This window comes from Pseudomonas sp. 102515 (assembly GCF_031085165.1).
Classification (GTDB): domain Bacteria; phylum Pseudomonadota; class Gammaproteobacteria; order Pseudomonadales; family Pseudomonadaceae; genus Chryseomonas.
The window spans coordinates 557,354-580,808 of record NZ_JAVHTY010000004.1 but is presented as its reverse complement, the minus strand read 5'-3'; the positions used below and the strand labels follow the sequence as shown (position 1 = coordinate 580,808).

Here is a 23,455-nt window from a genome sequence, read left to right as displayed (position 1 = left end):
ACGAGGATTTCGAGCAAATTGCACGAGTTCACGGCCAGGACGAACGACATCGATTTCCGACAAACGGAAATGAAGTCAATTGATTGGCTCAATTGATTAAAGTGATGTCTTAAGAAGAGGTCTCAAACCCCGGGCGCAGAGGCCCAGGAGGGAGGGGGTGCGAGAGCCGACCTGTAAGCCGGGTTCTGTCGAGGACAGTCATTCCTCTGGGACAACCATCGCTGATTGCCTCTAGCGACCTACCCGAATCCAGCGCGGGCCACGCCTATGGATTCCTATTTGGTCTTGCTCCAGGTGGGGTTTACCTAGCCACGAACTGTTGCCAGCCGTGCGGTGCGCTCTTACCGCACCTTTTCACCCTTACCGGCGCTTGCGCGCTTAGGCGGTTATTTTCTGTGGCACTTTCCGTAGGCTCACGCCTCCCAGGCGTTACCTGGCACCTCGCCCTATGGAGCCCGGACTTTCCTCCCTCGCAACCCTTGCGGATCACGACAGCGACTGCCCGGTCGGCTCTCGCGGCGCAAGGGTATAGAGACTGGGGGCGGATAACAAGGAAAGATGCCCACAAATTCACCCTGACTCAGCCCGGCTCGCCCTTGCGCTCCAGGGCCAGCTGATAGAGCTGGTTCTTGCGTGCGCCGGTGATCTGGGCGGCCAGCGCGGCGGCGCGCTTGATCGGCAGCTCGGCCAGCAGCAGATCGAGGATGCGCAGGGTCTCGGCATCGACCTCCGCATCCTCCGGCGCCGACCAACCACCCACCAGCAGCACGCACTCGCCGCGCTGCTGATCCAGATCCGCGCGAATCCAGGCCAGCAGCTCGCCGGCGGGCAGGCCGCGCAGGGTCTCGAAGGTCTTGGTCAATTCGCGACCGAGGACGATGTGCCGCTCAGGCCCGAAGGTGCTCACCATGTCGGCCACGCAATCCTCGAGCCGATGGGGCGCCTCGTAGAAAATGAGGGTGCGCGGGTCCTCGCGCAGCGCCGCCAGGCGTGCCTGCCGGCCTACCGCCTTGGCCGGCAGGAAGCCTTCGAAGCTGAAGCGATCCGAGGGCAGACCGGCCGCCGACAGCGCCGCGACCAGGGCGCAGGCGCCGGGAATCGGCGAGACCCGGACGCCCTCGGCGCGCGCCGCCCGCACCAGGTGAAAGCCCGGATCGGAAATCAGCGGCGTGCCCGCGTCGGAGATCAGGGCGACGTCTTCCCCCGCCAGCAGCCGGGTGATGAAGCGGCCGCCGGCATCGCGTTCGTTGTGGTCGTGACAGGCCGCGAGCGGCGTCTCGATGCCGAAATGGCGCAGCAGGCGCGCCGAATGACGGGTGTCTTCGGCGGCGATCAGGGCCACTTCGCGCAGGACCTTGAGCGCGCGGGCGGTGATGTCGTCCAGGTTGCCGATGGGCGTGGCAACCACATAAAGAGTACCCGGCGAAATCATGATGAAACCTGACGGACTGGAAATAGCCCAACAGTGTACGCCGCTCTCGCCCTCGGCGTTCGCAGCGCTTGGGTGCTGTGAGACAATCGCTCCCTTTCCAGACATTTGCTCAGGAACCACAGCATGAAGTTCCGTCTGCGTCCGCTGCTCTGCGCCACCGCCTTCGCCCTGCTCGCCGCCTGCAGCAGCTCGCCCGTCAATAACTCCCTCGGCGACCTGCCCCAGCCCAGCCAGGCCAGCATCGAGCAGCTGCTGAACCAGGCCGGCTCCAGTCAGTCCGAGCAGGCCAATCTGCTGCGCCTGGCCGCCGCCGACAAGGCCTATGCCCAGCAGGATTCTCGCGAAGCGCGGCAGATCCTGGGCTCCATCAATCTCGAAGGCCTCAAGCCGGCACAGCAGATGTTCGCGCAGACGCTGCTGGCCCAGCTCGATCTGCTCGACAAGCAGCCAGCCCAGGCCGTCAAGCGTTTCGACCACCCGAGCTTCGCCCAACTGGGCGAATTGCCGGCGCAGCAGCAGATCCGCAGCGGCCTGACCAAGGCCGAGGCCCAGGCCGCCAATGGCCAGCCGCTCGCGGCCGCCCAGGAACGTATCTTCATAGGGCCGTTGCTCGAGGGCGATGCCGCCCATGACAATCGCGAGCAGATCTGGCGGCTGGTGACCAGCCTGCCGGATGCCCAACTGCGCCAGAGCGTGAAGGACGCCGACCTCAATGGCTGGCTGGCCTTGGCCGCCATCACCCGCGGCAACCTGGCACTGGATCAGCAGCTCGCCGCCATCGAGGAATGGCAGAAGCAGAACCCCGGCCATCCCGCTGCGCGCAATCTGCCCAATGACCTGGAGCGCCTCAAGACCCTGGCGCGGGAACCGCTCAATCGCGTCGCCCTGCTGCTGCCCCTGCAGGGCCAGCTCGCCGGCGTCTCCCGCGCGCTGCAGGACGGCTTCATGGCCGCCCGCTACGAAGCCCTGGCCGCCGGCCAGAGCGCTCCGGCGGTGACCGTCTACGACAGCACCCAGATGGGTTCGCTGGACGCGTTCTACCGCCAGGCCCAGGCCGCCGGCATCCAGCTGGTGGTCGGCCCGCTGGAGAAAAACTTCGTCAAGCAGCTGGGCGATCGCCCGCAACTGCCGATCAATACCCTGGCGCTGAACTATGGCGACAGCCAGGGTGCCCAGCCGCCGCAACTCTTCCAGTTCGGCCTGGCCGCCGAGGACGAGGCCCGCGAGGCCGCGCGCCGTGCCTGGGCCGATGGCAAGCGCAGTGCCGGTGCCATGGTGCCCCAGGGTGACTGGGGTGCCCGCGTGCTGGCCGCCTTCCAGAACGAGTGGCAGCAACTGGGTGGGCGCCTGGTCGCCGCCGAGCGCATCGGCCAGCCGGTCGAGATCGCCAATCGCATCACCAGCCTCCTGCAGATGCGCCAGGGCATGGACTTCATCTTCCTCGCCTCGACGCCGGCCCAGGCCCGCCAGATCAAGCCGATCCTGGTCTACCAGAACGCCCGCGACCTGCCGGTGTACGCCACCTCCAACCTCAACAGCGGCGTCAACGAACCCGGCGTGAACCAGGATCTCAACGGCATCCTGTTCTGCGAAACCCCCTGGCTGCTCGACCCGAGCAATCCGCTGCGCGCCAAGATCACCGCCCAGTGGCCGCAGGCCGGCACCAGCATCGGTCGCCTCTACGCCATGGGCGCCGACGCCTACCTGCTGGCGCTGCACCTGCAGCAGCTCAAGGCCCTGCCCAACTCCGAGTTGCCCGGCCTGTCTGGCAATCTGAGCATGGCGCCCGACCAGCGCGTGGTGCGTCACCTGCCCTGGGCGGAATTCCGCAACGGCGTGGCCCAGCCGCTGCCGGCCAACAATGCGCCGCTGCCCACCAGCAGCGTGCCGGCCTCGCTCAGCACGCCGTGAGGCAGGCGCCGCATCTCCAGCGCGGCAGGCAAGCCGAGGATCGCGCCCTGCAGTTCCTGCAGACGCGCGGTCTGCGGCTGATCGCCCGCAACTGGCGCTGGCAAGGCGGCGAGCTCGATCTGGTCATGCTCGACGGCGATACAGTAGTATTCGTCGAGGTACGCGCCCGCAGGCACACCGCCTGGGGCGGCGCCGCGGAAAGCATAGATGCCCGCAAGCGGCAGCGACTGGTCAACAGCGCCGCCCTCTTTCTGCAATCCGAAGCGCGCTGGGCCAAGCGGCCCTGTCGTTTCGACGTGATCGCGATCGGCCCCGGGGCCGACGCATCCCCTCAGGCACTCGAATGGATCAAACAGGCCTTCGACGCCTGAGGCCCTCCACAGCACAGGTCAAAGATATCGCGATGGACACCCACGCCCGCATCCAGAAGCTCTTCCGGGACAGCATCGAAACCAAGCGTCAGGCCATGGAAGTCCTGATTCCGCATATCGATCTGGCCAGCCAGGTCATGGTTGCGGCCCTGCTCAACGAAGGCAAGATTCTCACCTGCGGCAATGGCGGCTCCGCCGGCGACGCTCAGCACTTCTCCTCGGAACTGCTGAATCGCTTCGAGCGCGAGCGGCCCAGCCTGCCGGCCCTGGCCTTGACCACCGACACCTCGACGCTGACCTCCATCGCCAACGACTACAGCTACAACGAGGTGTTCTCCAAGCAGATCCGCGCTCTTGGTCAGCCGGGCGACATCCTCCTGGCCATCTCCACCAGCGGCAATTCGGCCAACGTGATCCAGGCGATCCAGGCTGCCCACGACCGCGAGATGACCGTGGTCGCCCTCACCGGCCGCGATGGCGGCGGCATGGCCTCCCTGCTGCTGCCCGAGGACGTCGAGATTCGCGTGCCTGCCAAGGTCACCGCCCGCATCCAGGAAGTCCACCTGCTGGTGATCCACTGCCTGTGCGACCAGATCGATCAGCAACTGTTTGGAAGCGAAGAATGAAGAAGGCTCCTCTGCTCGCCATCCTGGCGCTGTCCTTTGCCGTCGCCGGCTGCAGCAACGTGGTCACCGCCAGCCGCGACAAGCCCATCGACGACAACCGCGGCACCCGCACCCTGGGCAGCACCGTGGACGACGCCCTGATCGAGACCAAGGCCTCGGTCAACATCTCCAAGGCCAATGCCGATCTGGCCAGCTCGCACATCGTGGTGGTGAGCTACAACGGCGTGGTGCTGATCGCCGGCCAGACGCCGCGCGCCGATCTCAAGGCCCAGGCCGAACAGGCCGTGCGCAGCGTGCAGCGGGTCAAGACGGTGCACAACGAACTGCAGGTGACCGGCAACTCCTCGCTGCTGGCGCGCAGCAACGATTCCTGGCTGACCACCCGCATCAAGACCCAGATGTTCGCCGACGAAGACATCCCCGGTTCGCGCATCAAGGTGGTCACGGAGAACGGCATCGTCTATCTCCTGGGCCTGGTGACCCAGCAGGAAGGCGCCCATGCCGTGCAGCTGATCCAGAGCGTCTCGGGCGTACAGCGCATCGTCAAGCTGTTCGAATACATCAACTGATCCCTATTCGCCGTCCACTAAAAAGCCCCGCATCAGCGGGGCTTTTTAGTGGACGGGGTGCCTTAGGCAGCCTGCCACTCGCCTTCGGCCTCGTCGCGAGTCTTGGACAGGCGTACCTGGCTGCCATCCACCGACTGGACCCAGCTCAGCGGAATGTAGTGGTGCTTGCCATCGGCATCCTGATCGCGCTTGGTCAGCTTGATGCGATCGGCGCCTTCCATATGGTCGACGGTGCCCACGTGCTGGCCGTCCGAACCGACAACTTCCGCATGCTCTTTGATCTGGGTTGCATCTACCATGGTGGTTCTCCGGCAGGTTAAGAAAAAGGAGGCGCCTCTCTGAGTGCCTGCAGGATAGGAGGCGCAAGACGCCGTTTGGGTTCGGCCTGTGCCGACGAAAGGCCAGCATGGCGGTCAGAAGCCCGAGACCTGTGAAGAGGACCCATCGATGAGCGACGAGCCAAGCAAGCTGACGCGTTCCAAGGAGCGCTGGGCCCAGGAGGGCCGTTTCCTCACCGGCCAGGGTGCGCGCCCGGGAAGCGAGCGTCTGCCGCCTGGCCAGCACCGCGTCAGCAACTGGCCGGTCCTGGACTTGGGCGTACGCCCGGAGGTCAGCCGGGAGCGCTGGCAACTGGCGGTGACCGGCGCGGTCCGCAGGACGCTGCGCTGGAACTGGGAGACCTTCGCCGCACGGGCGACCCGCGAGGCCATCAGCGACATGCATTGCGTCACCACCTGGTCACGCTATGACAATCACTGGATCGGCCTGCCGGTAAGCGAATTGCTCGACGAGGTGCAGCCGCGGGACGAGGCGACCCATGTGCTCCTGCACAGCCATGACGGCTACATCACCAACCTGCCGCTGGCCGATTTCGCCGCCCCCGGCGCCATGCTGGTGCACAGCTGGGAAGGCCAGCCGCTGACGGCCGAACACGGGGGGCCGGTACGAGCCCTGATCCCGCATCTCTATCTGTGGAAGAGCGCCAAGTGGCTCAGGCGCATCGACTTCCGGGTCGGCGACACGCCTGGCTTCTGGGAGATGCGCGGCTATCACGACCGCGGCGATCCCTGGCAGGAGCAGCGCTACGCCGACGACGCCTGAAGGCGCGTCAGTGCGCCGCCGGGGCCAGTTGCAGCTCTACCGGATCACCAGGATTGAGGCTGCGGATACGAAATTCGTCGCGGCTGAGGCTGAGGATCTCCGTGGGATAGGTGATGCCTTCCTCGATCATGTTCAGGCCCTTTTCGGTGCGCGTCCAGCGGCCCAGGGAAGGCTGGCTGCTCGGCGACGCCATCACCAGGGTGCCGTCGCTGAGGAAGACGTAGAGCATCCCCGGCTCGATGCTGTTGCTGGTCTTGATCTGCCAGACCTTGTTGACGAAGCCTTCCTGGGCACCGCTCTTCTTGTCGCCGCTGCCCTGTCCGTAGCCGACCAGTCCGGCCACGACACAGAGCGCGCCTATCACCAGCACCACCACGCGCCAGTAACGACGCGCCTTGTCTTGCAAACTCATGTCACTCCTTGGGTGTTCTTGAGGCTGGCCAGGTAGGTGCCCAGCGGGGGGCGCTCCTGGAAATAGCCATGCAGTCCGGCAAAGATGGAATCGGCCAGCTGCTTCTGGTGGCGACTGTCGAGCAGGCGCCGGCAGTCGCGATCATTGGAAATGAAGCCCGTCTCGACCAGGATCGAGGGGATGTCCGGCGATTTGAGCACAGCGAAGCCTGCCTGCTCCACTCGTTTCTGGTGCAGGTTGGTGATGCTCGACAATTGCCCCAGCACCTTGTGGCCCAGGTCCAGGCTCGACGAGATGGTGGCATTCATCGACATGTCCAGCAGCACGCCGGCGAGCATGGGGTCGCGGCCCTTGAGAATCTCGTTGGCACCGATCAGATCGACGTTGTTCTCGCTGTCGGCCAGGAAGCGCGCCGTGGTGGAGGTCGCGCCCCGCTCCGACAGGGCATAGACCGAGGCACCGTAGGCCGTGCGGCGTGGCGCGGCATCGGCATGCACCGAGACGAACATGTCGGCGTTGTAGCTACGGGCGACCTCGACGCGCTTGCGCAACGGCACGAAGAAGTCGTCGTTGCGCACCAGCTTGGCCTTGAAGCCCTTCTGCAGGTTGATGCGGCGCGCCAGATTCTGCGCCACGATCAGGGCGATGTCCTTTTCCCGATCACCCCGGGCGCTCAGCGCGCCGGGATCCTTGCCGCCATGACCGGCATCGACCACCACCATGATGTCGCGACCCGTGGCCAGGCCCTTGCCGTGCTTGACCTCCAGTGGCGGCTCGGCGTCGGCCGGCTTGCGTGCAGCCACCACTGGTGCTCCAGCCCGCTTGAGATCGAGCACCAGGCGATTGGCCGCGCCCTCGCTCGGACCGAGGATGAAGCTTTCCACCTCCACCGGATGGGCCAGCTCCAGCACCACCCGGGTGTCCTGGGCGCCATAACGAGCGCTGCGCACGGCCCGCACCGGCGACCCCTGCAGGGCGAGGTGGTTGAGCACCGCCGGCGCCTGGGTATCGGTGAGATCGAGAATGATGCGATCCGGCGCCACCAGGGTGAAGGTCTTGTAGCGCACCGGCCCGGTGAGATCGAAGACCAGGCGGAGCTTGTCGGCATCCTGCCAGGCCCGGGCACCCTTGAGTTGCTGGCGGGCGGCGAACGCCGGCAACCCGACGGGCAAGGTCATGCCAGCCAGGATCAGATTGAGCAGACGACGGCGATTCATGAGGTCCTCGCGAGAAACGAGAAACGGCTGGGAAGTTACAACATAACGCTAAAGATCGCCTGACACCTAGCCCCTGTCAACTGCCATTCGGACAAAATATTCCTTAGAAAACGGGGGTATAGCGTTCGTTTGCAGAATCAGCTTTAGATACAGTCACTTGCCGCTATCGCGGGCTGACCCGTCAAAGGAGCAAACGGCGAGAAGTGCGACGGAGAGCGAATTTATCGGCGCCGTCATCGTCGAAGTGTCAGGCACTTCCGCCTTTCAAGGGATCACACCATGAACAAGAAGATTGCAGTCGCGACCGCCCTGCTGGCTGGCACCGTGCTGGCGGGCTGCTCCTCGGTGAAGAATACCGCCGACTACACCGTGGGCCGCGTCGAGTTTCGCGAGCAGCCGCTGGTGAAGCAGGTGGACAAGGGCATGAGCAAGGCTGACGTGCTGCGCATCGGCGGCACGCCGTCGGGCACCTATACCCGCAAGTACCGCCCGGGCACCTGCAACAACTATGTGCTCAACAAGGACGGCAAGGAGCAGGTCTATTCGATCGGCTTCGACAGCATGAACCGCGTCGACAGCAAGGACTTCGAGACCTGCGAAAGCGCCGATCGCGCCTGATCGGGGATCTGACCGGCCAGCCAGGCCGGGTGTCCTGACGGACGCTGGCGGCGTCTGATGGACAGGATGAGCGAGCGGCAGCACCATAAGCCCTCGCCATCCATGAACGTTGCGCCGACGTCCTGCACTGCGGATCGACGCAGGCTCGGCCAGCGCCGCCAGGCTCTACCCATCGTTCCAAGGAATTCAGGCATGTCCAGACGTCACCTCATACTCACAGCTGCGGTGCTTTCCCTGACTGGCTGCGGTGGCTATGACTACAGTTGCGATGCGGCCAAGACCGCCGAACTGGTTCGTCAGCAATACGCCCAGACCATCAACGAGATCTATGCGAACGACATCGCCGCCGGCCAACCCGCGCTGGAGGCCAGTCAGATCTCGCTGGTCGACATCAAGACCCAGGAAGAACCCTCGGACAGTGGCGAAGTTGGCTTCTATACCTGCAATGCGACCGTCGAGGCCACCTGGCCCAAGGCTGCCCTCGAACGCCTGGCCCCAGCCGCCGCCCAACTGGCCAGCGTCGGTGCCATCCTCGAGAACGGCCACCTGCGCCATGCACTCAGCTACGAGTCCTCGCTGGAAGGCAGCGACAAGCAACGCGTAGACATCACCCTGCCCGAAGCCGTGGATCTGAGCCTCAAGACCCTGGCCGGCCAGGAACCCATGGACGAATACCTGGAAGACGCCCCCGACGGCGAACAGGAAGCGCCCTGACCCATCCGGCGCCTGCCTGCTGTGCAGTGCTGGCGCCCGGGTGTATGATCCGGATTCCCCTCCGCCAGCATCCTCCGGCGGGTTCGTGAGCCCTGGCACCCTTGTGGAGATCCCGCATGGCGTGGCCGCCCTCCGGCCCGGCAACCGTCACTCCGCGTTTGCACCGTGCCTCGTCTGCGCTCACGATGACCAGAACCGTGATCTAGAAAGCCGCCTCGGAGAGACGCTTCATGCCTGACTATCGCTCGAAAACCTCCACCCAGGGCCGCAACATGGCTGGCGCCCGGGCGCTCTGGCGCGCCACCGGGATGAAGGACGAAGACTTCAAGAAGCCCATCATCGCCATCGCCAACTCCTTTACCCAGTTCGTGCCGGGCCATGTCCATCTCAAGGACCTCGGCCAGCTGGTCGCCCGCGAGATCGAGAAGGCCGGCGGCGTGGCCAAGGAATTCAACACCATCGCCGTGGACGACGGCATCGCCATGGGCCACGACGGCATGCTCTATTCGCTGCCCAGTCGCGAGATCATCGCCGACGCCGTGGAATACATGGTCAATGCCCACTGCGCCGATGCCCTGGTGTGCATCTCCAACTGCGACAAGATCACCCCCGGCATGCTCATGGCCGCCTTGCGCCTGAACATCCCGGTGGTCTTCGTCTCCGGCGGCCCCATGGAGGCCGGCAAGACCAAGCTGGCCAGCCACGGACTGGACCTGGTGGACGCCATGGTCATCGCCGCCGACAGTTCGGCCAGCGACGAGAAGGTCGCCGAATACGAACGCAGCGCCTGCCCCACCTGTGGCAGCTGCTCGGGCATGTTCACCGCCAACTCCATGAACTGCCTGGTCGAGGCCCTCGGCCTGGCCCTGCCCGGCAACGGCTCGACCCTGGCCACCCACGCCGACCGCAAGGAGCTGTTCCTGCAGGCCGGCCGTACCATCGTCGACCTGTGCCGTCGCTACTACCAGGAAAACGACGAGTCGGCGCTGCCGCGCAACATCGCCTGCCATGCGGCCTTCGAGAACGCCATGACCCTGGACATCGCCATGGGCGGCTCGACTAACACCATCCTGCACCTGCTGGCCGCTGCCCAGGAAGCCGAGGTGGACTTCGATCTGCGCGACATCGATGCCCTGTCGCGCGAGGTGCCGCAGCTGTGCAAGGTGGCGCCGAACATCCAGAAGTACCACATGGAAGACGTGCACCGCGCCGGGGGCATCTTCAGCATCCTGGGCGAACTGGCGCGCGGCAGCCTCCTGCATACCGACCTGCCCACCGTGCACAGCCGGACCCTGGGCGAAGCCATCGAACAGTGGGACATCACCCTGACCCAGGACGAGGCGGTGAAGACCTTCTTCCGCGCCGGTCCCGCCGGCATCCCGACCCAGCAAGCCTTCAGCCAGGCGACTCGCTATGACACCCTGGACGACGACCGCGCCGAGGGCTGCATCCGCAGTGTCGCTCACGCCTATTCCCAGGAAGGCGGTCTGGCCGTGCTCTATGGCAACATCGCCCTGGACGGCTGCGTGGTGAAGACCGCCGGCGTGGATGAATCGATCCATGTGTTCGAGGGCAATGCCAAGGTCTTCGAAAGCCAGGACGCCGCGGTGCGCGGCATCCTGGCCGACGAGGTCAAGGCCGGCGACATCGTCATCATCCGCTACGAAGGGCCCAAGGGCGGCCCGGGCATGCAGGAGATGCTCTACCCCACCAGCTACCTGAAGTCCAAGGGCCTGGGCAAGCAGTGCGCCCTGCTCACCGACGGTCGCTTCTCCGGCGGCACCTCGGGCCTGTCCATTGGCCATGCCTCGCCGGAAGCGGCGGCGGGCGGTGCCATCGGCCTGGTGCGGGACGGCGACAAGGTGCTGATCGACATTCCCCAGCGCAGCATCAACCTGCTGGTGAGCGACGAAGAGCTGTCCCACCGCCGCATCGAGCAGGACAAGCTGGGCTGGAAACCGGCACAACCCCGTGCCCGCCGCGTGACCACTGCACTCAAGGCCTATGCCCTGCTAGCCACCAGTGCCGACAAGGGCGGCGTGCGCGACAAGGCGCTGCTGGGCTGACCATTCCATTCGGGCGACGGCACCTGCCGTCGCCTGCCTTTCCGCTGCGTCCACTCTCCCCTGCCTGGCCTCGCCGGTCTATTTCGCCCTTCCTTCCGGTCCATTCCTCTCGCTTCGTCATCGGTTCCCCCGCCTGCCGTTCCCTTGCCACGACGCCCATTCCAGAGGGATTCCACAGTTGCTTGGCTTACTAATTTTGTAGAAGTGCGAGCTGTGATTCAGCTCACACCTCGCGATTATCGAGCAGCTAGGCCGTTGAATGATCAAAGGCTACCCTCCCTCTGCCGCTGAATTGATTCAGCGATAGGTTTGTAGTCAGGTTGAGTTCCAATGGTCACACCTATATTGATCTTCCGTTGGAGCACGGCGGGTCGGGTGCAGGCCAGGTACTGAGTTACACAACAACAACAACAACAACAATAAGCAGGGAACATAAATGAATAAGAAAAAGGCTATTCCCTTGGCCAGGGTTTCGGTCGCGTCCTTGATGAGCACCCTTCTCCTGATTCCTGCGGCACACGCCCTGGAAACCATCGGCTACTTCCGTACCGGTCTCGGTGACTCCTCCGGCTCCGACTCCATGCGCTGTTTCAAGCTGCAGGGTGCGCAGTCGAAGTACCGGCTGGGCAACGAGTGCGAGCAGTACGGCGAACTGGCGCTGAAGCAGAACGTCTTCAATCTCGACGATGGCTCGGCAATCGGCGTCTACGGCATGGGCAGCTTCTTCAACCGTTATGACCGCACCCCGACCTTCAATGGCGACAACGGCGAGATCCGCGCGGTCCAGGCCTACGCCTACTGGAACAACATCGCCGCGCTGAACGGCGGTAACCTCTGGGCCGGTCGCCGTTACTACAAGCGTAACGACATCCACATCTCCGACTTCTTCTACTGGAACCAGAGCGCCACCGGCGGCGGTATCGAGGACGTCAACATTGGCGGTCTCAAGTACAGCCTGGCCTTCTCGCGCAAGGACAACCAGAACCAGAAGGACTTCCAGAACCGCATCGACTTCAACGTCGCCGGCTTCAACACCAACCCCAATGGCTCGCTGGAGATCGGCGTCAGCTACCTGGACAAGCCCACCAACCAGCCCAACGCCAACAGTGGTGTCGCGGTGACGCTGCAGCACAAGCAGGCCAACTTCATGGGCTGGGGTGGCGTGAACACCTTTGCCGTGCAGCGCGGCCAGGGTCCGGGCACCGCCCTGGGCAGCACCGGCGACCCCACCCTGAGCAGCGCCGACGTCTCCTATCGCGTCGTCGACTTCTTCGACTGGCAGATCAGCCGCTACTGGGGTGGCCAGATCGCCGCGGTCTACCAGAAGGACGAGCGTCCCAATGGCAACGACCTGCGTTGGACCTCGCTGGGCGGCCGCCTGGTGTACGGCATCACCGACCAGTTCAAGTTCTCCACCGAACTGGGCCATGATCAGGTGCAGGCTCCTGGCGGCACCCGCAAGCTGACCAAGCTGACCCTGGCACCGACCTGGTCGCCCAAGGGTCCGGAATTCAAGTCTCGTCCCGAATTCCGCCTGTTCTACACCTATGCCGCCTGGAACCGGGCAGCCCAGCAGGCAGCCGATGAATTCGACGCCGGCTCCGCGCTGTCGAGCACCGGCACCTTCGGCAACGATCTGCACGGCTCCAACGTCGGCTTCCAGATCGAGCAGTGGTGGTAACAGCTCCACCGCGACCGGCATTCTGCCGGTCGCGTTCCTGTCTCCGAACCTGAGCGCACAACAATGAAAAGAACCGTCTCCCTCGCGTCCTTCGCCGGTTGCCTGTTGGCCGCTGCCCTCGCCAGCGGCACCGCCCAGGCAGCCCCCGTTTCCGCCTGCCTCATCACCAAGACCGATACCAATCCCTTCTTCGTGAAGATGAAGGAAGGCGCCACCGCCAAGGCCAAGGAGCTGGGAGTGACGCTCAAGGCCTACGCCGGCAAGATCGACGGCGACAGCGAAAGCCAGGTAGCCGCCATCGAGACCTGCATCGCCGACGGCGCCAAGGGCATCCTCATCACCGCCTCGGATACCAAGGGCATCGTACCCAACCTGCAGAAGGCGCGCGAAGCCGGTCTGCTGGTGATCGCCCTGGATACCCCGCTGGATCAGGTGAGCGCCGCCGACATGACCTTCGCCACCGACAACCTGCTGGCCGGCAAGCTGATCGGCCAGTGGGCGCAGGAAACCCTGGGTGACAAGGCCAAGGACGCCCGGGTGGCCTTTCTCGATCTGAACGCCTCCCAGCCCTCGGTGGACGTCTTGCGCGACCAGGGCTTCATGCTCGGCTTCGGCATCGATCCCAAGGATCAGAGCCGCATCGGCGACGAGACCGATCCGCGTATCGTCGGCCACGACGTGACCAACGGCAACGAAGAAGGCGGCCGCGCAGCGATGGAGAATCTGCTGCAGAAGGACCCGACCATCAATGTGGTGCACACCATCAACGAACCGGCCGCCGCGGGTGCCTACGAGGCGCTCAAGGCCGTGGGTCGCGAGAAGGACGTGCTGATCGTGTCCATCGACGGCGGGTGCCCGGGCGTGCACAACGTCGCCGACGGCGTCATCGGCGCCACCTCCCAGCAGTACCCGCTGCAGATGGCGGGCCTGGGCATCGAGGCGATCAAGACCTTTGCCGATACCGGCAAGAAGCCGACGCCCACCGAAGGCAAGAGCTTCGTCGACACCGGCGTGAAGCTGGTGACGGACAAGCCGGTCCCCAGCATCCAGTCCATCGACAGCAAGGCCGCCCTGCAGAAATGCTGGGGCTGATGGCCTCTCGTCTACGCTAGAGAAGACCGATCGCCCCGCCCAAGCGCCCGCCGCGCCGGCGCGGGCGATCGACTCTCGGCCGCTTTCCCGCTCTCAGGAGATTGCCATGAGCGATCCGACCTCGCCCTCCCCGTCCGGCCAGCCCTTCGAACAGGTGCTCAAGCACAGTGCCACGGAGGTCGCCTCCTTCGCCCGTGACGAGCGCAGCCCGCTGGTCAAATGCCGTCACTTCCTGCATTCGCGCCCCTCGGCGGTCTCGCTGCTGGTGCTGCTGCTGTCGCTGGGCATCTTCGGCGCCCTGCTGGGCGGCAAGTTCTTTTCCGCCTTCGCCCTCACCCTGATCCTGCAACAGGTCGCCATCACCGGCATCGTCGGCGCCGCCCAGACCCTGGTGGTGGTCACCGCCGGCATCGATCTCTCGGTCGGCGCCATCATGGTGCTGTCCTCGGTGGTCATGGGCCAGTTCACCTTCCGCTACGGCCTGCCGGTGGAGCTGTCGATCCTCTGCGGCCTGGCGGTGGGTACCCTGTGCGGCATGGCCAACGGCTGGCTGATCGCCCGCATCAAGCTGCCGCCCTTCATCGTCACCCTGGGCATGTGGCAGATCGTGCTCGCGGCCAACTTCCTCTATTCGCGCAACGAGACCATCCGCGCCCAGGAAATCGGCGCGACCGCGCCGCTGCTGCAGGTGTTCGGTGATAATTTCCGCCTGGGCGGCGCGGTCTTCACCTATGGCGTGATCGCCCTGGTGGTGCTGGTCGCCCTGCTCTGGTACGTGCTCAACCACACCGCCTGGGGGCGTCACCTCTATGCCGTGGGCGACGATCCCGAGGCCGCGGCGCTGGCCGGGGTCAACGTCCGGCGCATGCTGATCACCGTGTACGGGCTGTCAGGGCTCATCTGCGCCTTCGCCGGCTGGGTGCTGATCGGCCGCATCGGCTCGGTCTCGCCCACCGCCGGCCAGTTCGCCAACATCGAGTCCATCACCGCCGTGGTGATCGGCGGCATCTCGCTGTTCGGCGGCCGCGGCTCCATCCTCGGCATGCTGTTCGGCGCCCTGATCGTCGGCGTCTTCGCTCTCGGCCTGCGGCTGCTGGGCACCGACGTGCAATGGACCTATCTGCTGATCGGCACGCTCATCATCGCGGCCGTGGCTATCGACCAATGGATCAGAAAGGTGGCCAGCTGATGACTACCGAACCCCTGCTCATGGCCCGTGGCCTGGTGAAGCGCTATGGCCGCGTCACCGCCCTCGACCACGCCGACTTCGACCTGCTGCCCGGCGAGATCCTCGCCGTGATCGGCGACAACGGCGCCGGCAAGTCCTCGCTGATCAAGGCCATCTCCGGTGCCCTGCGGCCCGATGAAGGCGAGATCCGCTTCGAGGGCCAGCCGGTGCAGTTCGCCTCGCCCATCGCGGCGCGGCGTGCCGGCATAGAGACGGTCTACCAGAACCTGGCGCTGTCACCGGCGCTGTCCATCGCCGACAACCTCTTCCTGGGTCGCGAATTGCGCAAGCCGGGGCTGCTGGGCACCCTCTGCCGCACCCTGGACCGCAAGGAAATGGAGCGCATCGCCCGGGAAAAGCTCTCCGAACTGGGATTGATGACCATCCAGAACATCAACCAGGCGGTGGAGACCCTGTCGGGTGGCCAGCGCCAAGGCGTGGCCGTGGCCCGGGCGGCGGCCTTCGGTTCCAAGGTGATCATCCTCGACGAACCCACCGCGGCGCTGGGGGTGAAGGAGTCGCGCAAGGTGCTGGAGCTGATCCTCGACGTGCGCGCCCGCGGCATCGCCATCGTGCTGATCTCCCACAACATGCCCCATGTGTTCGAGATCGCCGATCGCATCCACATCCATCGCCTGGGTCGCCGGCTGACGGTGATCGATCCGCGCCAGCACTCCATGGCCGACGCCGTGGCCCTGATGACCGGCGCCCAGACGGTCGCCGCCTAGGCGCAGGCCAGGCCCCGGGGCTCCCAGGCGACAGCTGAGCGGGAGAGCCGGGGGGCCTGCCCGATCTCCCTTGATCCGGCCCCGCGGGAAAACCCTGACTGGTCGCTCAAGTTATCTCCGGCAGGCACCGATAAAGTCCGACAATTAATATCGGAATCACCCCGCCATGCCTGCCTTGTCGTTGAAACAGAAACTCTCGTTGTCTGCCACCGCGGCCGTCCTGGTCGTGGGGATGGGTCTTACCGCCATCAACTTCTTCAATACCCGCACGGCGTTGGAAGCCTCCACGGTCGAGCAACTGAAGACGGTCAGCTTCGTCTTCAACGGCGGGGTTCGCCAGTGGCTGGACGGCAAGGCCGCGGCGCTGGGCGCCCTGGCCGCCGACACCCAGGATGTCCAGCTTCCGGCCAGGCTCAATCAGGTCAAGCATTCCGGCGGCTTCGACAACGTCTTCTATGCCCGTGGCGATGGCAGCCAGGTCAATGCCAATGGCGTCCAGCTGCCGCCGGACAACAACGATCCGCGCAAGTGGCTGTGGTACCAGCAGGCGCAGCAGAATCCCGGCAAGGTGTTCTTTTCCATTCCCACGGTGGCGGCGGCGACCAAGCAGAACGTACTGTCCCTGGGCTGGGCCTTGCAATCGGCGGGCAAGACCACCGCCATCCTCGGCGCGGACGTCAGCATCAGCGACATCCTCGACCAACTCAGGCGCGTGCAGCTGCCGGGCGCCGGCAGTGCCGTGCTGGTCAACGGCCAGAACATCGTCCTGGGCCACGAAGACGCCGCCCTGCTGGCCAAGCCGATCACCGAGCTCTTTCCCCAGCTCGACGCGGACACCCTCCAGCGCCTGGCCCAGGCACCCGGCGAGCGCCATGTCGAAACCGCCGCCGGCCAGCGCCTCTATGCCGCACCGATGAATCACAATGGCGAAACCCTGGTGATGATCGTCGACAGCGGCGTGCTCATGGCGCCGCTGCAACGCCAGCTGTGGATCAGCCTCGCCATCCTGGCCGTGGTGCTGGGTGGCTCGCTGCTGCTGATCAACCTGCTGTGCAGCTATCTGCTTCGGCCCCTGGGTGTGGTCTCGACCGGTCTGCAGGTGATCGCCGACGGCCAGGGCGACCTGACCCGTCGTATCGCCGTGCAGAGCACCGATGAGGTCGGCGGCCTGGCCGGCCACTTCAACCAGTTCGTGGCCAGCCTGCACGGCCTGATCGGTGGCGTGCGCCAGCATGCCCAGAGCGTGGACGCCGAATCGCAGAAGGTGCTGCAACGCAGCGCCGCGGCCACCCAGGAGCTGGGGCGCCTGCAGCAGGAGATCACCCTGGTGGCCACCGCCGTGACGGAGATGGCCTCGGCCACCCAGGAGATCGCCCGCAATGCCGAGCAGACCGCCGAGGCCATCCGCCAGTCTTCCGACAGCACCGCCCAGGGCCTGACCCTGGTGCAGACCAGCAAGGAATCCATCAACAGCCTGGCGCGGGAGGTGGATGACGCCACCCGGGTGATCGGCGAGCTGGACCACCACTCCCAGGCCATCGCCAAGGTGCTGGACAGCATCCAGAGCATCGCCGAGCAGACCAACCTGTTGGCGCTCAACGCGGCCATCGAAGCGGCCCGCGCCGGCGAGCATGGCCGCGGCTTCGCGGTGGTCGCCGACGAGGTACGGACGCTGTCGCAGCGGACCCAGGCGTCGACCCGGGAGATCAACGAGACCATCGGTACCCTGCAGCAGATGACCCGCCAGGCGGTGCAGCGCATGGACAGCAGCATGGCCATCGCCGAGCGCAGCGTCGCCGACGTGGAGCGCGCCTCCAGCGCCCTGGAAGGGATCGCCCAGAGTGCCGGCGTCATCGCCGAGATGTCCCTGCAGATCGCCACGGCGGCCGAGGAGCAGACCTCGGTCACCGAGGAGATCACCCGCAACGTCATCACCATCAAGGGCCTCGGCGACACCCTGGCCAGCGGTGCCGAGGATTCGGAACGCCAGTCGCGCTCCCTGCAGCATCACGCCGCCGATCTCAATCGCGACGTGGCCCGCTTCATCCTGTAAGCCGTCAGGCACAGCCGCCCCCAGGCCGGCGGCTGTCTCCTGGCCGAAGACCCTGCGCCACGGGGCGGGCATCCGGTAAGATCGGCGCTTTTTCCGCGACGACTCCGCCCATGTCCCAGCCTTCCCATTCCGAACTGCTCTACGGTCCCCAGGACCGACCGCGCCCGTTGATCGCCCTGCTCGCCGCCATCCAGCACCTGCTGGCGATCATCGTGCCCATCGTCACCCCTGGTCTGCTGATCTGTCAGGCCCTGGGCGTCTCGCCGCGCGACACCAACCTGATCGTTTCCATGTCGCTGGTGATCTCCGGCATCGCCACCTTCGTCCAGTGTCGCCGCTTCGGGCCCTTCGGCGCCGGGTTGCTGATCGTCCAGGGCACCAGCTTCAACTTCGTCGGTCCGCTGATCGCTGGTGGCGCCCTGATGGTGAAGAACGGCACCCCGGTGGAAGCCGTGATGGCGGCCATCTTCGGCGTGGTCATGGCCGGTTCCTTCGTCGAGATGGGGGTGTCGCGGGTACTGCCCTTCGTCAAGCGCCTCATCACCCCGCTGGTGACCGGCATCGTGGTGCTGATGATCGGCCTGACGCTGATCAAGGTCGGCCTGATCAGCATGGGCGGCGGTTTCGCGGCGCTGGGCAACGGCACCTTCGCCAACGGCGAGAACCTGCTGCTGTCGGGCACGGTGCTGGCCACCATCGTGGTGCTCAATCGGCTCCCGTTGCACGGCCTGCGCAGCAGCGCCATCGTCGTCGCCCTGCTGCTGGGCTACGCCCTGGCGGCCTGGCTGGGTCGGCTGAATTTCACCGGCATGCACGAGGCCGCCTGGGTGCAGATCCCCATGCCGCTGCACTTCGGCCTGGGCTTCTCCTGGTCGCTGTTCGTGCCCCTGCTGGTGATCTACCTGGTGACCTCGCTGGAGGCCATCGGCGACATCACCGCCACCAGCAAGGTCTCCCGCGAACCGGTGGAAGGCCCGCTGTGGATGCAGCGGATCAAGGGCGGGGTGCTGGTCAACGGTGCCAACTCGCTGCTGGCCGGCCTGTTCAACACCTTTCCCAGTTCGGTGTTCGCCCAGAACAACGGGGTGATCCAGCTGACCGGCATCGCCAGTCGCCATGTCGGCCTGTGGATCGCCGCCATCCTGGTCCTGCTGGGGCTGTTCCCGGCGGTGGCCGGGGTGATCCAGGCAGTGCCCGAGCCGGTGCTCGGCGGCGCGGCCATGGTGATGTTCGGCGCGGTCGCCGCTTCGGGGATCAACATCCTCGCCAGCGTCGAGCTGGATCGCCGCGCGTTGCTGATCATCGCCGTCTCCCTGGCCCTGGGCCTGGGCATTTCCCAGGTACCGGAATTTCTCGCCCATATGCCGGCCGGCCTGAGAGCGGTACTGGAATCCGGCGTCGCCACCGGCGGCCTGTGCGCACTGCTGATGAACTGGTTCCTGCCGGAGACGCCCAGGGCCGCCGACTAGAGCGAGCTTTTTCAGCCGCGGGCTGAAGTTCCGCGCAGGGGTGCCGATAAGCCTGGCAAGTCACCTGTGGGCTTGCCGCGATCGTCGTTTCGACCGTGGGCGACCCACCCAGCAGAGCGCCCATGATCAGCCCGGATGTTCCTGTCGTTAAGGTCCCGCTGCGCGAATATGCCGTCCTGGCGCGTGCCATGGGCGCCACCGTCTTTGCCCAGAACCTCGAAAAGCAGCCAGGCGAACTGGTCGGCTGGCGCTTTCCCAAGGGCTGCTTCGTGCAGAAGGCGCATTTCCAGAGCCTGCTGGGCCGCCAGCCGGAGACCCTCTAGGCGTTGCCTTCCAGCGCCGCGAGCAGGCGCTGCGCCTCATGCAGTTCGGTCTCGTTGAAGACGGCGACGCCAGCGCGCTTCAGCGCCGCCGCCGTGACGCCCTCGCCCGCCACCCGGGTGCCGCTGAAGCTGCCGTCGTAGTTTTCCACATTGCCGCAAGACGGACTGCGCGCCTTGAGCACCGCCAGGCGGATGCCATGGCGCGCGATCAGTTCGAGCGCGGCGTCGGCCCCGGCGACGAAGGCCCGGGTCACGTCCTCCCCGGTATCGGTCATCACCGGCAGCCGACCGTCCAGGACCGCGCCACCCTGGCCGCCGGGAATTTCCGCCGGCGGGCGCGGTGTGGGCAGGCCACCGGCCACTTCCGGACAGAGGGGCACGATGCGGCCCTGCGCCTGCCAGATCGCCAGCAGGTCGAAGGGGCCGTGGGCGCCGCCGTCATAGCGCACCCGATGCCCCAGCAGGCAGCGACTCACCAGTATCTTTTCCATGCACCCTCCTGGTCAGCCGCCAGTCTACGCCCTGGGCTTTGTCTGAAAAGTGCCTGCGCTCGGCTATGCTGCGTTAAAGATCCGCTGGGTCGCCAGCCCGGTCAGAATGCTCATTTACCACTCGTAAACTCGAGCGCGAGTCCGATCCGCTTCCTCACGGATTTTTGCCTTGCCTAGCCTTCGCTCGGCGACTTTTCAGACAAGCCCTAAGCCTGCAGCGGATTGTCGCCACGCCGGCGGAACCAGCCGGTCAGCGACAGCCGCTCGCGGGTGGCCGGCAGCACCTCGTGGGGCAACTGGCCGGAGAGAAAGCACACCAGGCTGCCGCCCAGGGGCAGGACATCCTGCCGGCGCTGCTCGTCCAGATAGAGCCGCAGCTCGCCACCCTGTTCCGGCAACCAGGCGTCGTTGAGATAGAGCACCAGGGACACCATGCGGCGGTCATCGTCGCGGAAGCGATCCAGGTGCCGTGCATAGAAGGCGCCGGGCGGATAGAGGGCGAAGTGGCTCTCGTAGTCTTCCAGCCCCAGGAACAGGGAGCGGTTGAAGGCCTCGCGCAGGGTGTCCATGAGTTGCAGATAACGCTGCACGCCCGGATGGGCATCGTCCGGCTCCAGCCAGGCGATATGGTCGCCGCGAACGCCTTCGCGGATCAGCGGGCTTTCGCCGCGGCCGATGCCGGCGCGCTCCAGTTCGCCACGGGCGTGGCGCAGCCGGCATTCGGCGGCCAGCTCGGCGGTGAGGTCCAGGGGCAGGAAGATGCTCTGCCGCGACCAGCCGTGCTCGGCGAGATCGTCGACGATACGTTGCAGCAGGGGATGCTCGGGGTGCAGAGCCATCGCGGAAACCGTCAGAACCGGGCCAGGCCGGCGGGATGCCGAGTGTAAGAGAAGTCGGCCACGGCTGCGCGCCTGCCTTGACCAGGCGACGAATGCCCGGGATGAGCGCCTCGACAGCCAGCCTGGGGTTGCCGACAATGGCGGACTTTCCGGCTCTGCGCCGCTGCCCGAGGTGTCCATGCGCGTTCTGTTCGCTTCCCTGCTTTTCGCCATCAGCCTGCCCGCCCTGGCCGACGATACGGTCATTCTCTATCAGGCCGCAGGTTGGCCCGAGCAGCGCGGACACTTCCGCGACGCCCTGCAGGCTGCCCAGCAGCGCTACCAGAACAGCCTGCCACCGGCGCTCTACCAGAGCCTGGTGGACAACAGCAACAAGCGCTACACCGCCGCGGCCATCGACCAGCGCGCCCTGGCGGCCTTGCGCCAGAGCTTGCCTGCCGACGGCCCCGCCCTGCAGTTCTTCCAGTCGCCGGTGGGACGCAAGGTGGTCGCCGCGGAAATCGCCGCCACCCGCAGCGATCAACTGGCCAAGAGCGCCAATGGCGTGCCCCAGATGCAGGCCAGCCCGGCCCGGCGTGCCCAGGCCAGGCGCCTGGCCACCGCCCTGCCCGTGCGCGAAGCCGGGGCCGAGGTCAGCGTGGCCCTGGCGGGCCTCGCCGCCGACAGCCTGAGTTCGATGCTGCCGGGCCTGATGGGCCAGCAGCAATCCGGCGGCATGATCGAGCAGCAGCGCCAGCGATTCATCCAGCAGATGAATGCCGGTGACCTGGAGAACACCCTGCTCTATGTCTATCGCACCCTGAACGACAGCGAACTCGGCCAGTTCGCCGACTTCGCCAGTTCGCCCAATGGCAGCGCCTATTACCGCGCCGCCGTGGCTGCCCTGCGCGCCGGCCTGGGTGGCGGCGGCCAGTAAGACGGCTCAGGCGAGACGGTCGTCCAGCCAGCGGAAATAGCGCTGGCGCAGGGTTGCGGTCTCGTTGACCAGATGGTGCCGCGCTTCCGGCAGGCGCAGCACTTCGGGCCGAGCGAACTTGGCTTCCAGCACCCCCAGGTTGTGCCGCCAGTCGACGGTGAAATCCTGCTCGCCCTGGATCACCAGCAGGCTCCGGGTACTGGCCGGCGCCCCCTCCAGTTGCGGAATCCAGCGCGCCAGGGCGCCGACCCACTGCGCAGGCAACTCGCGTGGCTGCAGGCCGTCCTGCTGCAGGAAGTCGAGAAAGGCCGGATCCCCGGAATTCACCGAGAAGCGCCGCGGCAGGGCGCGCACGAAGGGCTTCACCAGGCGATAGGTCCACAGCCCCTGGCGCCAGGCGTGGGGCCTGACCAGGGGCGCCAGCAGGATCGTCTCGCCCAGTTCGGGGGCGGGCTCACCGCGCAGCAGATAGTCCAGCAGGATGGCGCCACCGGTGCTCTGGCCGAGCAGGTGCCAGGGCCGCGGCAGGTCCAGGCGCCGGGCCTCGGCGATCAGGGCCGTCAGGGCGGTCTGGTATTCGGCGAAGTCGTTGATGCTGGCGCGGGCCCCGCTCGACAGGCCATGCCCGGGCAGGTCGCAGGCCAGCACCGCCCACTGCCGTGACAGGGCCCAGTCCACCACGTGGCCATAGAGGCCCATATGGTCGTAGTAGCCGTGCAGCATCAGCAGGCTGCCCCGCGGCTCGCGCGGCCACCAGCCTTGCACGGCGAGCCGGTAGCCGCCGGCGGCCAGCGCGCCCAGGGCCACGCTCACCTGCGGCCGCGCGAGGCTGTCCGCCAGGCGGTAATGGGCACGATAGCCCTGGTGGTCGAGATCCGGCGGCAGGTCGCGCCGCAAGGGCACCAGGGCCTGGCGCAGTCGGTCTAGATCGAAGAGAGGCGTCATGGCTCGGTTCAGCGTGAAGTGGCCGCCATGATCGGCGCCCAGGTAGCCGCGGGACAAGGGTCTGCCAGCAGACTTTTCCAATTGTTTCAAAATTCGCAACTCTTCCCTGCGCAAAGGTGTCTGAATATTTCACTGCCTAGGCAGTATTCTGGATACGCTTGATTGCCTGGGCAGATACTGCAATGTCACATTTCGACCGTAGCAACTTTCCGCTGCGCAATTCCGTAGGCCACCTGATCCACCTGGCGAACCAGTACAAGGATCGCGTGCTGGACAGCCACCTCGCGCCCTACGACATCACCGCTGCCCAGTTCAAGGTGCTGCTGCTGCTCGCCCGCGACCAGACCGATACCCCGGCCGAGCTCAGTCGCTGCCTGTCCCTCGACAGCGGCGCCATGACCCGCATGCTTGATCGCCTGGAAGCCAAGGGCCTGCTGCGCCGCGTGCGCAGCCTCAGCGATCGCCGCCAGGTACGCCTGGAATTGACCGAACAGGGTCAGGCCCTGAGCAGTGAACTCATGCAGATCGGCGTGGACGCGCTCAACGACCTGACCCACTGCCTGGACCGCCAGGAACTGGATGACCTCGAACGCCTGCTGCGCCGCCTGCTCAGCCCCTCCGGCCTGCTGCCGGAGACCTCTGGAGACCTCTGA

At 66.0% G+C, this 23,455-nt stretch carries 24 protein-coding genes, 1 other RNA gene and 1 pseudogene; 18 read left to right on the top strand and 8 right to left on the bottom strand.

The annotated features are described in order from the left end of the window. Window positions 1-158 precede the first annotated feature (158 nt). Both rnpB and rsmI read right to left on the bottom strand, forming a co-directional pair. Window positions 159-514, bottom strand: an RNA gene (gene rnpB / locus RCF34_RS18285) — RNase P RNA component class A. Window positions 515-580: 66 nt separating this feature from the next. Beyond that, window positions 581-1,432, bottom strand: a complete 852-nt coding sequence (gene rsmI / locus RCF34_RS18280) for a 16S rRNA (cytidine(1402)-2'-O)-methyltransferase (RefSeq protein WP_308709436.1) — start codon at window positions 1,430-1,432, stop codon at window positions 581-583. Window positions 1,433-1,555: 123 nt separating this feature from the next. Here rsmI and RCF34_RS18275 point away from each other — a divergent pair, with 123 nt between their 5' ends. From RCF34_RS18275 to RCF34_RS18260, 4 genes are read left to right on the top strand one after another with little or no spacing between them, the layout of a single operon-like run. Further along, window positions 1,556-3,343 carry a penicillin-binding protein activator gene (locus tag RCF34_RS18275; RefSeq protein ID WP_308709435.1) on the top strand — a complete coding sequence of 596 codons (1,788 nt, stop codon included), beginning with the start codon at window positions 1,556-1,558 and terminating at the stop codon, window positions 3,341-3,343. Beyond that, window positions 3,340-3,714 (top strand): YraN family protein, encoded by a 375-nt coding sequence (locus tag RCF34_RS18270; RefSeq protein WP_308709434.1) that lies wholly within the window; start codon window positions 3,340-3,342, stop codon window positions 3,712-3,714. Before RCF34_RS18275 ends, RCF34_RS18270 begins: the two co-directional genes overlap by 4 nt. A gap of 32 nt (window positions 3,715-3,746) precedes the next feature. Then, window positions 3,747-4,340 carry a phosphoheptose isomerase gene (locus RCF34_RS18265; protein WP_007162067.1) on the top strand — a complete coding sequence of 198 codons (594 nt, stop codon included), beginning with the start codon at window positions 3,747-3,749 and terminating at the stop codon, window positions 4,338-4,340. Beyond that, window positions 4,337-4,909, top strand: coding sequence for a BON domain-containing protein (locus tag RCF34_RS18260; protein ID WP_208692486.1), 573 nt, complete (start codon window positions 4,337-4,339; stop codon window positions 4,907-4,909). Before RCF34_RS18265 ends, RCF34_RS18260 begins: the two co-directional genes overlap by 4 nt. A gap of 62 nt (window positions 4,910-4,971) precedes the next feature. Here RCF34_RS18260 and RCF34_RS18255 read toward each other — a convergent pair whose 3' ends face one another. After that, window positions 4,972-5,208: a DUF2171 domain-containing protein gene (locus RCF34_RS18255; RefSeq protein WP_308709432.1), complete on the bottom strand. Its 237-nt coding sequence runs from the start codon at window positions 5,206-5,208 to the stop codon at window positions 4,972-4,974. A 148-nt stretch (window positions 5,209-5,356) separates the two neighbouring features. Between RCF34_RS18255 and RCF34_RS18250 the strand changes: the two genes are divergently transcribed. Next, a complete protein-coding gene (locus RCF34_RS18250; RefSeq protein WP_308709431.1) occupies window positions 5,357-6,010 on the top strand; it encodes a sulfite oxidase-like oxidoreductase in 654 nt (217 codons plus the stop codon). Window positions 6,011-6,017: 7 nt separating this feature from the next. Here RCF34_RS18250 and RCF34_RS18245 read toward each other — a convergent pair whose 3' ends face one another. Together RCF34_RS18245 and RCF34_RS18240 are read right to left on the bottom strand one after the other, a co-directional pair. Continuing rightward, entirely contained in the window at window positions 6,018-6,422 is a 405-nt protein-coding gene (locus RCF34_RS18245; protein WP_308709430.1) for a hypothetical protein, read from the bottom strand. Then, a complete protein-coding gene (locus tag RCF34_RS18240) occupies window positions 6,419-7,639 on the bottom strand; it encodes an N-acetylmuramoyl-L-alanine amidase (RefSeq protein WP_308709429.1) in 1,221 nt (406 codons plus the stop codon). The genes RCF34_RS18245 and RCF34_RS18240 overlap by 4 nt, the downstream gene beginning before the upstream one ends. Before the next feature lie 279 nt (window positions 7,640-7,918). Between RCF34_RS18240 and osmE the strand changes: the two genes are divergently transcribed. The 11 genes and pseudogenes from osmE (at window position 7,919) to RCF34_RS18190 (ending at window position 19,611) form a co-directional block, all read left to right on the top strand. Next, window positions 7,919-8,257 carry an osmotically-inducible lipoprotein OsmE gene (osmE, locus tag RCF34_RS18235; protein WP_308709428.1) on the top strand — a complete coding sequence of 113 codons (339 nt, stop codon included), beginning with the start codon at window positions 7,919-7,921 and terminating at the stop codon, window positions 8,255-8,257. 192 nt (window positions 8,258-8,449) lie between these two features. Further along, entirely contained in the window at window positions 8,450-8,971 is a 522-nt protein-coding gene (locus RCF34_RS18230; RefSeq protein WP_308709427.1) for a hypothetical protein, read from the top strand. A gap of 230 nt (window positions 8,972-9,201) precedes the next feature. Then, entirely contained in the window at window positions 9,202-11,037 is a 1,836-nt protein-coding gene (ilvD, locus tag RCF34_RS18225) for a dihydroxy-acid dehydratase (RefSeq protein ID WP_308709426.1), read from the top strand. Between the two features lie 487 nt (window positions 11,038-11,524). Further along, window positions 11,525-12,718 carry a carbohydrate porin gene (locus RCF34_RS18220; protein WP_308709424.1) on the top strand — a complete coding sequence of 398 codons (1,194 nt, stop codon included), beginning with the start codon at window positions 11,525-11,527 and terminating at the stop codon, window positions 12,716-12,718. 63 nt (window positions 12,719-12,781) lie between these two features. Further along, window positions 12,782-13,810 (top strand): sugar ABC transporter substrate-binding protein, encoded by a 1,029-nt coding sequence (locus RCF34_RS18215; protein ID WP_308709423.1) that lies wholly within the window; start codon window positions 12,782-12,784, stop codon window positions 13,808-13,810. 106 nt (window positions 13,811-13,916) lie between these two features. Beyond that, window positions 13,917-14,999: an ABC transporter permease gene (locus RCF34_RS18210; protein WP_308709422.1), complete on the top strand. Its 1,083-nt coding sequence runs from the start codon at window positions 13,917-13,919 to the stop codon at window positions 14,997-14,999. Further along, a complete protein-coding gene (locus tag RCF34_RS18205; protein ID WP_042137188.1) occupies window positions 14,999-15,766 on the top strand; it encodes an ATP-binding cassette domain-containing protein in 768 nt (255 codons plus the stop codon). Before RCF34_RS18210 ends, RCF34_RS18205 begins: the two co-directional genes overlap by 1 nt. A gap of 166 nt (window positions 15,767-15,932) precedes the next feature. Then, window positions 15,933-16,961, top strand: a pseudogene (locus RCF34_RS23175) (cache domain-containing protein); the annotation flags it as partial. 153 nt (window positions 16,962-17,114) lie between these two features. Beyond that, a complete protein-coding gene (locus RCF34_RS23170; RefSeq protein ID WP_374941212.1) occupies window positions 17,115-17,819 on the top strand; it encodes a methyl-accepting chemotaxis protein in 705 nt (234 codons plus the stop codon). 110 nt (window positions 17,820-17,929) lie between these two features. Then, window positions 17,930-19,288 carry a nucleobase:cation symporter-2 family protein gene (locus RCF34_RS18195; protein ID WP_308709420.1) on the top strand — a complete coding sequence of 453 codons (1,359 nt, stop codon included), beginning with the start codon at window positions 17,930-17,932 and terminating at the stop codon, window positions 19,286-19,288. A gap of 122 nt (window positions 19,289-19,410) precedes the next feature. Next, window positions 19,411-19,611, top strand: a complete 201-nt coding sequence (locus tag RCF34_RS18190) for a hypothetical protein (protein WP_007162082.1) — start codon at window positions 19,411-19,413, stop codon at window positions 19,609-19,611. Here the strand turns inward: RCF34_RS18190 and RCF34_RS18185 are convergent. Beyond that, on the bottom strand, window positions 19,608-20,102 hold the full coding sequence (locus RCF34_RS18185) for a DUF523 domain-containing protein (protein WP_308709419.1): 495 nt from the start codon (window positions 20,100-20,102) through the stop codon (window positions 19,608-19,610). The two genes, RCF34_RS18190 and RCF34_RS18185, sit on opposite strands and share 4 nt — an antisense overlap. A gap of 206 nt (window positions 20,103-20,308) precedes the next feature. Continuing rightward, entirely contained in the window at window positions 20,309-20,941 is a 633-nt protein-coding gene (locus RCF34_RS18180; RefSeq protein ID WP_308709418.1) for a 2OG-Fe(II) oxygenase, read from the bottom strand. A gap of 178 nt (window positions 20,942-21,119) precedes the next feature. Here RCF34_RS18180 and RCF34_RS18175 point away from each other — a divergent pair, with 178 nt between their 5' ends. Beyond that, window positions 21,120-21,857: a DUF2059 domain-containing protein gene (locus RCF34_RS18175; RefSeq protein WP_308709417.1), complete on the top strand. Its 738-nt coding sequence runs from the start codon at window positions 21,120-21,122 to the stop codon at window positions 21,855-21,857. A gap of 6 nt (window positions 21,858-21,863) precedes the next feature. Here the strand turns inward: RCF34_RS18175 and RCF34_RS18170 are convergent, their stop codons facing one another. Next, a complete protein-coding gene (locus RCF34_RS18170) occupies window positions 21,864-22,802 on the bottom strand; it encodes an alpha/beta hydrolase (RefSeq protein ID WP_308709416.1) in 939 nt (312 codons plus the stop codon). A 182-nt stretch (window positions 22,803-22,984) separates the two neighbouring features. On the opposite strand from RCF34_RS18170, the gene RCF34_RS18165 reads away from it, so the two are divergent. Next, window positions 22,985-23,455, top strand: coding sequence for a MarR family transcriptional regulator (locus RCF34_RS18165; RefSeq protein WP_007162087.1), 471 nt, complete (start codon window positions 22,985-22,987; stop codon window positions 23,453-23,455).